At 38.7% G+C, this 12,551-nt stretch carries 10 protein-coding genes; 4 read left to right on the top strand and 6 right to left on the bottom strand.

Annotation, left to right across the window (positions count from 1 at the left end):
- Nucleotides 1-210 precede the first annotated feature (210 nt).
- From ppx to purM, 5 genes are all read right to left on the bottom strand, one after another.
- A complete protein-coding gene (ppx, locus tag NBG71_RS06075) occupies nucleotides 211-1,743 on the bottom strand; it encodes an exopolyphosphatase (protein ID WP_075671910.1) in 1,533 nt (510 codons plus the stop codon).
- A 4-nt stretch (nucleotides 1,744-1,747) separates the two neighbouring features.
- Nucleotides 1,748-3,829 carry a polyphosphate kinase 1 gene (gene ppk1, locus NBG71_RS06070; RefSeq protein WP_075671908.1) on the bottom strand — a complete coding sequence of 694 codons (2,082 nt, stop codon included), beginning with the start codon at nucleotides 3,827-3,829 and terminating at the stop codon, nucleotides 1,748-1,750.
- A gap of 46 nt (nucleotides 3,830-3,875) precedes the next feature.
- Nucleotides 3,876-4,466, bottom strand: a complete 591-nt coding sequence (gene speG / locus NBG71_RS06065) for a spermidine N1-acetyltransferase (RefSeq protein WP_075671906.1) — start codon at nucleotides 4,464-4,466, stop codon at nucleotides 3,876-3,878.
- 106 nt (nucleotides 4,467-4,572) lie between these two features.
- On the bottom strand, nucleotides 4,573-5,202 hold the full coding sequence (gene purN, locus NBG71_RS06060; protein ID WP_075671904.1) for a phosphoribosylglycinamide formyltransferase: 630 nt from the start codon (nucleotides 5,200-5,202) through the stop codon (nucleotides 4,573-4,575).
- Nucleotides 5,203-5,215: 13 nt separating this feature from the next.
- Complete coding sequence (purM, locus tag NBG71_RS06055) at nucleotides 5,216-6,256, bottom strand: phosphoribosylformylglycinamidine cyclo-ligase (protein WP_075671902.1); 1,041 nt, start codon at nucleotides 6,254-6,256, stop codon at nucleotides 5,216-5,218.
- 231 nt (nucleotides 6,257-6,487) lie between these two features.
- On the opposite strand from purM, the gene upp reads away from it, so the two are divergent.
- The 4 genes from upp (at nucleotide 6,488) to hda (ending at nucleotide 11,030) form a co-directional block, all read left to right on the top strand.
- On the top strand, nucleotides 6,488-7,114 hold the full coding sequence (gene upp / locus NBG71_RS06050; RefSeq protein WP_075671900.1) for a uracil phosphoribosyltransferase: 627 nt from the start codon (nucleotides 6,488-6,490) through the stop codon (nucleotides 7,112-7,114).
- A 191-nt stretch (nucleotides 7,115-7,305) separates the two neighbouring features.
- Entirely contained in the window at nucleotides 7,306-8,607 is a 1,302-nt protein-coding gene (uraA, locus tag NBG71_RS06045) for a uracil permease (RefSeq protein WP_075671898.1), read from the top strand.
- A 287-nt stretch (nucleotides 8,608-8,894) separates the two neighbouring features.
- On the top strand, nucleotides 8,895-10,100 hold the full coding sequence (locus tag NBG71_RS06040) for a mechanosensitive ion channel family protein (protein ID WP_099660591.1): 1,206 nt from the start codon (nucleotides 8,895-8,897) through the stop codon (nucleotides 10,098-10,100).
- A 222-nt stretch (nucleotides 10,101-10,322) separates the two neighbouring features.
- Nucleotides 10,323-11,030, top strand: coding sequence for a DnaA inactivator Hda (gene hda / locus NBG71_RS06035; protein WP_006533048.1), 708 nt, complete (start codon nucleotides 10,323-10,325; stop codon nucleotides 11,028-11,030).
- Between the two features lie 206 nt (nucleotides 11,031-11,236).
- Here the strand turns inward: hda and NBG71_RS06030 are convergent, their stop codons facing one another.
- The gene (locus NBG71_RS06030; protein WP_075671894.1) at nucleotides 11,237-12,487 is read right to left on the bottom strand and encodes an MFS transporter; all 1,251 of its coding nucleotides are present in this window, start codon (nucleotides 12,485-12,487) and stop codon (nucleotides 11,237-11,239) included.
- Nucleotides 12,488-12,551: the final 64 nt, after the last annotated feature.

The raw sequence follows: 12,551 nt of genomic DNA, 5'->3' as shown, positions 1-12,551 counted from the left end.
GAGGGAGATAACCATTGACACTAATTATTCCATTTTAGGATGATTATCGGTCTTCTTCGTATAAAAAATATGAATCTTGAACAATATAGCGTTGGTGATGTTCATATTATGGTCACAAATCAAACCTATGTTGTTATGTGATGATTGTTATATGATAGATGCAACAAAAGACGCATTGACTAGCGTCTTTTTCTGCATAATATCATATTGTTAAGCATATTCCTCTTTTATATCTAGTTTCCAACCCGGAACTGATTGCCAATGCTCTTGTTCTTTTTCTAAATCCAATTCCATCAATGTGTTATCAGAAAGATATTTTTTAGGAAAATAAAGCGTCCAATGATTTTCATCTGTAACTAAACGCAAAGATGCGGGTTTTGTCGTCGATTGTCGCTGATTATTAAGTAAAGTTGCTAATCTTAGTATTTGTACGAGTGGAAAATACTGTTTCTTTTTATAAAGATTAAATTTTGGCAACTCATCTAGCTTGATCCCTTTTCGGTGATATCGAACTAGGGTTGTTAATAACAGCTGTTGCTCTTGATTAAACCCGGGTAAATCAGTATTTGAAAGAATATAGGCAGAATGGCGATGTAAACCACTTAAATTAATGCTTAATCCTACTTCATGTAACATGACAGCCCAGATTAAAATGGCTTCTAAATCAGGACGAACCAATTTAGGATTTTGCTGTGCCCACTGAGCGTAGAGAGATTGCATTGTTTCAAGAACACGTTTTGCTTGCTCTCTATCGATATTATAGTGCTCTGCAAGGCTTTTTGCTGTGCGTTGGCGAATATCTTGATGGCGAAATCTGCCTTCCATTTCATAAAGCACACCTTCACGTAATGCACCATCAGATAGCTGTAGGGCTTTTAATCCTAAAGAATCAAAGATGCCGCATAAAATCGCTAAACCCGGTACAAAAACATGTTTACGTTCATCGGATAATCCCGGAAGGGCGATATCTTTAAATTTTTTAAATCGTAAGACTTGTTTAGTGAGCATAAGTAGGCGTTCTGGTGTGATAACACCGTCTTTTTCACCAAACTCAACTAAGATCTCATGAGCCGCTTTAATTGTTCCTGAAGCCCCTAAAGCCACATCCCAGCCAGTCATTTTGTATTGCCATGCAATTTTTTCCATTTTACGCGCTGCTTTTTCTCGAGCTTTACGAAAAGCGGATTCGCTGATTTTCTGTTCTGGGAAAAATTGACGGCTAAAACTGACACAACCCATGCGTTGGCTCTCGATTAAGATTGGTTCAAAATTTTCACCAATAACCAATTCTGTTGAGCCACCACCGATATCAATAACGAGCTTTCGGCCTTTTTCAGATTGAGTGTGTTCAACACCCATGAAAATAAGTCGGGCTTCTTCGTGTCCTGAAATAATTTCGATAGGATAAGGAATAACTTCTTTGGCACGTTGAAGAAAGACTTTTGCATTAGTGGCGACACGCAAAGTATGCGTTCCCACGACGGTGACATTTTCCGCAGGAAAGCCCTGTAACCTTTCAGCAAAAAGAGAAAGGGCTGAAAGCCCACGTAACATAGCTTCTTCGCTTAATTCGTTATCATCATCAAGACCATCAGCAAGATAAACTCGCTGTTTTAAACGGCTTAATACTTGTAATGCGCCATTAACCACCCGCGCAATAATCATATGAAAACTATTAGAACCGAGGTCAATAGCCGCAATTTCTAAAGGACGTGGTGAAGAGTCATCTTGTGATAAAGGCATAGAATTACGCTCGTGGATCTGGTTGTTCTAACAATTTAATGTACTCATAGACAGCAAGCTGGGAACGGATCTTACGTTTATTTCCACGAGGAACATAGCTATTTGTTAAATCTTTATCGATATAGCGTGCTTTTACGGTGTCATTAAATTGAATATCCAGAATATCAAGAACGCGCTGTTTAAGTTGAGGATCAAGCAAAGCCACTGCAACTTCAATACGATAATCAAGATTTCGCGTCATCCAATCCGCAGAAGAGAGAAAGATTTTTTCATCTCCTTTATTCGTAAATACATAAACACGATCGTGTTCTAAAAAGCGGTCAACAATGCTGGTTACCTGAATATTCTCACTAAATCCCGGTTGATTAGGGACTAAAGAACACATTCCGCGTACTAATAATCGTACTTTTACGCCAGCTTCTGACGCGTCATAAAGGCGATTAACGAGCTCTTCATCAACTAAGTTATTCACTTTTAATGTGATCCCCGCGGGATGTCCGGCTTGGGCACTGTGAATTTCGTTCGTGATTAATTGATTTAACAGAATACGCGAGTTTTGTGGTGAAACCATTAAGTGTTCAAAAGTCACTGGGCGATAAGGGTTTTCAATAAAACTAAAGACGCGACGCACTTCATTAGTAATTTCGGTATTCGCCGTTAATAGTGAATAGTCAGTATAAAGACGCGCTGTTTTTTCGTTAAAGTTCCCGGTACCGATATGAGCATAGCGAATAATTTCACCATTTTCTAAACGTGAAATGATAAATAATTTCGCGTGAATTTTCAGGCCTGGGGCTGAGAAAATAACGTGTACACCCGCTTCTGTCAGACGTTTGGCCCAATGGATATTTGCAGCTTCATCAAAACGTGCTTGTAACTCAACGACAACTGTGACTCGTTTACCGTTATGCGCAGCGTGGATCATCGAATCAATGATCCGAGAATCTTTAGCAACACGGTAAATGTTGATTTTTATTGAGATAACACTTGGGTCAAAAGAGGCTTGGCGCAACAATTCCAGCACATGCTCAAAGGTATGATAAGGATAATAGAGCAAGACATCTCGCTCACGTATCGCATCAAAGCCATTACGGAAATTGTCAAACCAAACATGGCGTAAGCGCGGGATCACTTTATTTAAAAGAAATTTACTCCCTTCATTTGGGAAGTTAATAAAATCTTTGAAATTATGATAACGACCGCCCGCTATTACGGAGTCATTATTTGATAAACCTAATTTACTACGCAGTAGAGCCACCATTTCATCAGGCATATCCCGTTGATAAACAAAACGGACAGGCTCAGCGGTAAGGCGCTGTTTTAATGTCGATGACATCATTTCAAGTAAGCTTGATTCCATTTCTGTCGCAAGATCGTACTCGGCATCTCGCGTCATTTTCATGGAATAAGCACTTAATGAGTCATAATCAAAAAAGCCTTTAAATACCTCATCAAGACAGTAGCGTAAAATATTATCCAATAAAATCATGGATTTTTTCTTACTACGTCCTTGGTCTGTTGGCAGAATAACAAAACGAGGTACTTTATCTGATGGAATTTCTAGCAGGGCATAATGAATAATTTGCCCTTGCACTATTTCAACCGCTAAATAGGTATAGTCATCTTTAAGAAACTCAACTAAGTCTGTTTCAGGATTAATCAAAATAGGCGTGATGTGCTTTCTTAAATTTTGACGGAAGTATTGGCGTAACCAGATTTGTTGATTCGGTGAGATTTGACGTTCGTTAATTAAAAAGATTTGATTTCGCGCCATTTCAAGTAACAAATCATTATATAAGGCGTCAAACTCTTGGTCAGCTTTAGCCACTTTTGACTGAATTTTCTTTATAAGATGGCGAGCATGACTTGATGCAGAGCGTGAACCACGCTCTTCATTAATTAAAATACGGCGTTTTACATCGGCAAAACGAACCTTGTAGAACTCATCAAGATTATTTGAATAGATCCCCAGAAACCTGACTCTTTCAATTAACGGGTTGCGTTTATCAGCCGCCTCTTGTAATACACGTTCGTTAAACGCAAGCCAACTGATCTCTTTATCAATATAGAGTCGTTCCTGGGACATCTGAACTCCAACAAGGGTTAAAGTTAAAACTTAATGTCTGAATAAATCAGACGTGTTGCTTAATGGTTGCACCCGGCTTAACAAAATTTTCGGGTTTCGCCTCTTTGGCTTTTTGTTCAAAATAAGGCGCTTGGAAAGTACACATTCTAATCGCAGAGCGGTAGGCACCGTTAACAAAAAACTCATCTATTAAATCACCTTCTTTTTTAAAGCCAAGCTTTTCATAAATATGAATCGCTTTAGCATTCTCTTTATCGACGATCAAATAGAGTTTGTATAAATTAAGTACAGAAAAAGCATAATCCATTGCTAGTTTTGCTGCTCGTGCAGCATAGCCGTGGCCTTGATGTGCAGGTGCGATGATGATTTGGAATTCAGCACGACGGTGAACATAATCAATTTCAACTAACTCGACAAGCCCAATTTTAGTGCCGTCACTTTCGGCAATAAAACGGCGTTCATTTTGGTCGTGAATATGTTTTTCATAAAGGTCGCTTAACTCGATAAAAGCCTCATAAGGCTCTTCAAACCAATAGCGCATAACGCTGGCGTTATTATCAAGTTGATGGACAAAAGAGAGATCTTCTCGTTCGAGAGGACGTAATTTTATAGGTGGAACTTTCTTACCACCGGACATAAGCACCTCGGTTAATGCATTGAATAAAAAGAGAAAAGGGTGACACAAAAAAAGTCACGCGAGCTACAGTGTAGCACAATGTGACTTTTTATCTTAAACGAAATAGTTAACCAAGGTTGTCGAAAAGCGCAATATCATCGAGAAAGGCTTGATTATTCTTCATTTTTAATCGCTCGTCAGCTAGCCAACTGATCGCTAATGGATAGATACGATACTCTTCAGTTTGTATTCTTGCTTGTAATGATTGTTCAGTATCATCGGGCAAAACAGGAATACGTGCCTGAATAATCATGGGACCACCATCAAGCTCTTCTGTAACAAAATGGACAGTAACGCCATGAAAAGAGTCTTTATTCGCTAAAACTTGGCGATGAGTGTGTAATCCGGGATATTTAGGAAGTAAAGAAGGATGGATATTTAATAGTTTATGCTGATAGTGAGTGACAAAATCAGGTGATAAAATACGCATGAAACCTGCTAGAACTACAATATCGGGCTGATAAGTATCGATTTTTTCAATTAACGCTTTATCGTAATCCGCTCTGTCATTATATAGAGTAGGATCAACAAAATAAGCTGGAATATTAGCCAGTTTTGCTCGTTCAAGACCGTATGCATCAGCTTTATTACTTAAGACAGCAACCACATTACCTGTGATTTTATTTGCCCTACAGGCGTCGATAACCGCCTGTAGGTTGCTGCCGTTTCCTGAGATAAGGACGACAATATTTTTCATTCACATGCTTTCATTAGTTAATAATAACTTGTGCTTCACCAGCAGCTTGTGGTGCAATTTCACCAATTAACCATGCGTTTTCACCACATTCAGCTAGATGTGCTAAGGTTTTTTCAACGTCATTTGGGTTAACAGCAATTAACAATCCAACGCCGCAGTTAAAGGTGCGGTACATTTCATGTGTACTGACTTGTCCGGCATCTTGTAGCCATTTGAAAACCAGTGGCCATTCCCAACTTTTACTTTCTATACGCGCTTGCGTGTTTTCAGGTAATACGCGAGGAATATTTTCCCAGAATCCGCCACCAGTAATATGTGCGACAGCGTGGATGTCCACACTTTCAATTAATGAAAGTAGTGACTTCACATAAATACGAGTAGGGGCTAATAGGTGATCCGCTAATGATTTATCGCCTAATGGTGTGCTCTCAGCTTGCGTATTGCTGACTTCAAGAATTTTTCTGACTAATGAATAGCCATTAGAATGAGGACCACTTGATGCTAAAGCGATTAGTGCATCGCCAGCTTTAACTTTGCTACCATCGATAATTTCTGATTTTTCAACCACACCGACACAAAAGCCTGCGATATCATAATCGTTACCGTGGTACATTCCTGGCATTTCAGCAGTTTCCCCACCGACTAGCGCACAACCAGATTGTTTACAACCTTCTGCAATACCTGTTACTACGCGTGCTGCGGTATCGACATCTAATTTTCCCGTGGCATAGTAGTCAAGGAAGAAAAGAGGTTCTGCACCTTGAACAATCAAATCGTTGACACACATTGCGACTAAATCAATACCGATGTCATCATGGCGATTTAAATCCATCGCAAGGCGAAGTTTGGTTCCTACGCCATCAGTGCCTGAAACTAAAATAGGTTCGCGGTATTTAGAGGGAATTGCACAAAGTGCGCCAAAACCACCTAAACCCCCCATAACTTCAGGACGGCGTGTTTCTTTTACTACACCTTTGATACGATCGACTAAAGCATTACCTGCATCAATATCGACACCGGCATCTTTATAGCTGAGAGAGGATTTGTTAGTCACGTAGAGCCCTCACGGCAAGTTGCTGTTAAGAAAAAATGTGTGCGGACGCTATTCTAACAGGCAAAGCAAACGTTTGCGAGGATCTTCTTTATAGGTCACAATTATTCATGTTGGTGTGGTTAAAAGCTGTGCGTTTGATCAATATCAATAGAAAAACGATGGAATGTTGGCAAAAAAGCGGTATAATCTCGCGATTTTTTTGTCAGGCTGCGTCGTACATTAGGAGAAATTATGAAGATCGTTGAGGTAAAACACCCACTCATTCAACATAAATTGGGGCTGATGCGAGATCATGATATAAGCACTAAACGCTTTCGTGAACTGGCTTCAGAAGTTTCCAGTCTACTGACGTATGAAGCTACCGCCGATTTAGAAACAGAGACGGTAACAATAGAAGGTTGGTGTGGTGCGGTAGAGATAGAACAGATTAAAGGAAAAAAAATCACAGTAGTTCCTATCCTCCGTGCAGGTATCGGGATGATGGATGGAGTATTAGAAAATATTCCTAGTGCCCGAATCAGTGTAGTTGGCGTTTACCGCGATGAAGAAACATTAAAACCTGTCCCTTACTTCCAGAAATTAGCATCCAATATTGAAGAGCGTATGGCTCTTGTTGTTGACCCTATGTTAGCAACAGGCGGCTCTATGATTGCCACAATTGATTTATTAAAAAATGCGGGCTGTACTTCAATTAAAGTATTAGTACTGGTTGCTGCTCCAGAAGGTATTAAGGCATTAGAAGAAGCTCATCCAGATGTGGAGTTATATACTGCATCTATTGATAGTCATCTTAATGAGCACGGGTACATCGTTCCAGGTCTTGGCGATGCTGGTGATAAGATATTTGGTACAAAATAATAATTAAGCCGACTTTGATAGTCGGCTTTTTTTTGGACCACTTATTTGTTCTATACTCTAAATATTTTAAGGTGCCGTTAGATGACTCGTTCGAGTGAGCGCAGTTAGCAACGCGGTGGCTTAAAGTAAGGCGAGTATAAAGTTAAAAATACAAACCAATTTCACATTCATATTAAAGAGAGGTCGTAAGCATGACTCGTCGTGCAATCGGGGTAGAAGAGCGCCCACCATTATTACAAACAATTCCGTTGAGTCTTCAACATCTGTTTGCAATGTTTGGCGCCACCGTACTTGTGCCAATTTTATTTAAAGTTAATCCGGCAACAATATTGTTATTTAACGGGATCGGAACCCTGCTTTATCTCTTTATTTGTAAAGGACGCATTCCTGCTTATTTAGGTTCAAGTTTCGCGTTTATCTCACCGGTACTTTTACTGTTACCTTTAGGGTATGAATTAGCTCTCGGGGGATTCATCGTCTGTGGCGTGTTATTTTGTATCGTTGCAGGTATTGTAAAAATAGCAGGGCGAGGTTGGATTAATGTGATGTTTCCGCCTGCGGCAATGGGCGCAATCGTTGCCGTCATCGGGCTTGAATTAGCAGGAACCGCTGCAGGAATGGCAGGGTTATTACCAAGTGCAGATGCACCCGTTGATAGTCAAACTCTGCTTATTTCTATGGTGACTTTAGGTGTTACTATCTTAGGCTCTGTGATGTTTAGAGGTTTCCTTGCTATTATTCCTATTCTTATTGGGGTATTAGCAGGCTATGCACTCTCTTTCTTCTTGGGGGCTGTTGATATTACGCCAATTAAAGAAGCTAACTGGTTTGCACTGCCGACATTCTATTCTCCACGTTTTGAATGGAGTGCTATCTTTATTATCCTACCTGCTGCATTAGTCGTTATTGCAGAGCACGTTGGACACCTTGTTGTTACAGCCAATATTGTGCAACGCGATTTAATGAAAAACCCAGGCTTACATCGTTCTATGTTCGCAAACGGTTTCTCTACCATTATTTCTGGTTTCTTTGGCTCAACACCAAATACTACTTACGGTGAAAATATTGGTGTTATGGCTATCACTAAAGTTTACAGCTCATGGGTTATTGGTGGTGCGGCAATTCTCGCTATCTTATTATCTTGTGTCGGTAAACTTGCTGCTGCTATTGCTGCTGTACCTGTTCCAGTGATGGGTGGGGTTTCATTACTACTTTACGGTGTTATTGGTGCATCAGGTATTCGTGTCTTGTTAGATTCAAAAGTGGATTACAACAAACCACAAAACTTGATATTAACTGCAATTATTCTGATTGTCGGTGTGAGCGGGGCTTCCATTCAAATTGGTGCTGCTGAATTAAAAGGCATGGCATTAGCGACCATCGTAGGTATTGTATTAAGCTTAATCTTTAAATTAGTCAGTATTGTTCGCCCTGAAACAGAATTAGTGGATAACAGCATTGAATCGGTGAGTGGTACAGCAAACAAAAAGTAATCGATTAAGAATATCTAAAGCAATATGCTGAAATTAATAAAAAAGGTGGATGATCTCCGCCTTTTTTTATTGTGTTTTATTTTTATGTCATATTAAAAACTAAGATTTTTGATATTTTAAGTGTTTAAAACTTAGAAAAGCATAATTCGTTCAATCATGATGTTTATTTAAATAAAATAAATGAGACAATGGGTGTCAGTTCTTATGCAAAATAGGCATTTTATCTGCTAATCGAGTGATATTCATTTTAAAGTGGGATTTGTCTTAGAAAAGGTATAACGCAATTTATGGAAAAACTGATTGAAATTTATGATTTCATTACATCACAGCAGATTTTTACCACAATATTTTTAGTTACTGTGTTGTTGGTGGTGTGGTTTCTCGCCAAAATGATTTTCCGCCGAATAGCAAAGCGTTTACTTTTTTTATTTACTGAACTTTCAGATGAAGAAACCATAGAAGATATCGCTAAAAAGAGTGCATCTATTGTTGCTGTTACACTGGTTCTCTATATTAATCAGTTACTACCGTCTTTTTCAGCTGAAATGAATATTATTTTTGAGACGGTTGCCCGCGCCTTTATTATCATCAATATTGCCTCATTGCTTAATAACGCGCTTGATATCTTCAATATTAGGCATGCCAAAAAAGCGTGGCATCGAAATAACTCCATTAAAGGCTACATTGAGATTGCCAAAATTGTGGTTTGGATTATCTCTTTTATCCTGATCATTGCCTTATTTACTGAACAATCACCTCTTATCATAATCTCAAGCTTTGGTGCTATTGCTGCGGTATTAATGTTTGTTTTTCAGCATACACTTATCTCTTTTGTTGCCAATATTCTTATCTCTAACGGAAAAGTATTAAAGCTTTATGATTGGATTGAATTACCCAGTAGTAATATCAGCGGTGAGGTTATTGATATTGCATTACATACGATCACTGTGCGTAATTGGGATAATACAATTTCACGTATTCCAACCAAAGATTTTTTGACTGAAAAATACACCAACTGGCAACCGATGTTTTCATCAGGAGGGCGTCGGATCAAGCGTAGTTTTTATATTGACCAATCTTCGATTTCATTTGCAACGCAAGAATTAGTATTAGAGTTAAAAAATACAGCACCGCTTCGTAAGAGCATAGAAACGATGCTAGAAGGAAAGGAAGAAGAGATTGGTGACATTAATGAGTGGTTAGAAACAAAAGGGGTGACAAACCTACAATTGTTTCGTAAGTACATGCTAAATTGGATAAAGATGCGTGGTGATGTTCGACCTGATATGTATTTAGTGATCAGAACAATGCCACCTACACCGATGGGATTACCTGTAGAGTTATATTGTTTTACTCGTGCAACTACGTGGGTTGAATATGAAGAGACTCAATCTGAAATTTTTGAGTATATAAATGCATCAGCCAAATATTTTAAGCTCGATATTTATCAGCAACCTTCAGGTAATGATGTTGCGAAATTAAAATTTAGATAATAAAGACGATTAAATAAACAAGAAATATTTTCTGATATTGCACTAAACAATTTGTGATACAGAGAGGCGACAAATAAATAAGTCACTAAGAGCCTATAAAATAGGCTTATCACGATAATTTTGCTGTTATCTTAATCAGTGCAATGTTCTTTTTTAATATTGATTCTGACCTTGTGAGAATTTGTGTTAGAATCAACACGTTTATTAAACTATTCAGGTGAGGTGCTTCTGAATACGCCGTCACAGCTATCATTACCACTATCTCTGCCCGATGATGAGACATTCGATAGCTTTTATGCAGGGGAAAACGCGTCGTTAGTCGCGGCAATTCGAACCGCCATTCATCAATCTCATGGCAGTTATATCTATTTCTGGTCTCGTGACGGAGGTGGAAAGAGCCATCTATTACATGCCGCTTGTGCTGAGCTTTCACTAAAAGGCGATGCTGTTGGTTACGTTCCTCTTGATAAACGCGCTTATTTTGTTCCCGATGTTCTTGAAGGCATGGAACATTTATCCTTAGTTTGTATTGATAATGTGCAATGTATTGCAGGTGATGAAGAGTGGGAACTCGCCTTATTTAATCTTTATAACCGCGTTTTAGAGCATGGGCGAACCTGCTTATTAATTACAGGGGATAGGCCACCTCGCCAAATAGAGCTACAACTTCCTGATTTAGCATCTCGCCTTGATTGGGGGCAAATCTACCGTCTGCAACCTTTAAGTGATGAAGAGAAAATTCAAGCGTTACAATTAAGAGCAAAGCTTCGTGGGTTTGAATTACCTGAAGATGTCGGGCGTTTTGTATTAAAACGTTTGGACAGAAAAATGCGTACCTTATTTGAAATGCTTGATGAGCTTGATCACGCCTCTATTGTTGCTCAACGTAAACTGACCATCCCATTTGTGAAAGATATTCTCAAACTTTAAATCGCCTCACTCATCTTATTCGGTGAGGCTAATAATCTAAATCCTATCTCTATTTCCCAAATCTAATATCTATTGAAGGTAACAATTCTTTTTTTTAAACCGTGGTATTTCTATTTTTTCTGATAAAAAAGGGATAAAAAAACCGCTTGTCTTTATACGAGGCAAGCGGTGAGAGACACAAATAATAAAGGAGGAGGGTTAAATAATTAGTTTGCTTCTGCTACTTTGGCTTTCTTCTGAGGAATCAGTAAGAAAATCAGATAAAGTGCAGTGATTGCAACGGTGTAGCCTGTGAAGATTAACCAGAATGATTTCCAATCAACCGCGCCATTAGTAGTATATAAGTCAATCACCCAGCCACTTAACATTGCACCTAAATAAGTACCGAAACCGTTCACTAAGGTCATAAACATACCTTGTGCTGTTGAACGATATTGTAATGGGATCTCTTTTTCTAAGAACAGTGAACCAGAGATATTAAAGAAGTCGAATGCACAACCATACACAATCATTGATAACAATAAGACGATTTGACCTAATGATGTGTAGTCACCATAAGCAAAGAAACCGAAACGTAAGATCCAAGCAATCATACTAAATAAAACGATAGTTTCGATTCTTACACGTTTTAATAGCAGTGGTAGGAACAGAATAAATACGACTTCTGAAATCTGTGAGATAGATAAGAATACAGAAGGATAACGTGCAAAGAATGAATCATCTGCGTTTGGAGACTGTGCAATATCTTGCAGGAATGGCACGCCAAATGTATTAGTAATTTGCAGTACAGACCCTAACAATGTTGCAAAGAATAAGAAAACAACGACATTTTTCTTTTTAAATACTTGCAAGATGTTGGTGATACTAAATGCCACTTCTTCGGCTTTTGTTTCGTTTTTATCAGCTGCTTTAGTTGCAGGTAAGAACATTGCAAATACAGCTAAAACAATAGAGGCGATCGCTGCAACAAAGAGTTGGTGGTAGCTATTACCTAAACCTAAGAAGCTAATCACCCACATAGCTGCAATAAAGCCAACAGTGCCGTAAACACGAATTTTAGGGAAGTAGTTATTAGGCTCTAAATGTTTTTGTTCTAACAGTTCGAAAATGATGCTGTTTGCCATTGAGATACTTGGCATAAAGAACAATAAATGTAATAGAGTTGCAAAGAATAGTGTGGTTACTGTTGTCATTTGCGACATTAGCACTAATGCTAATGCGGAAAGAATATGCAGGGTAATGAACACTAATTTTCGGTTATTTATTTTATCTGCAATAAATCCCATGATGACGGGGGCGATAAGTGAGGCAAGTCCAAGAGCACTAAAAATAAGCCCAACATCACTACCTTTAAAATGCAGCTCTCCAAAGAGATACGAGGCAAATGTTACAAGCCAAGATCCCCATATAAAGAACTGGAGGAATGAGACAAGTTTTAATCTAAGTACGATATTCATCTGTTTTCCTATTAGCCTAGCAATCACCCGACACCAATAATGGTGATTGGTTAGTTTTAATTGC

Source organism: Proteus sp. FZP2095 (genome assembly GCF_023701425.1).
GTDB classification, from domain to species: Bacteria; Pseudomonadota; Gammaproteobacteria; order Enterobacterales; family Enterobacteriaceae; genus Proteus; species Proteus cibarius.
The sequence above is the reverse complement of the archived record's forward strand: the minus strand, read 5'-3'. Positions and strand labels throughout refer to the sequence as shown.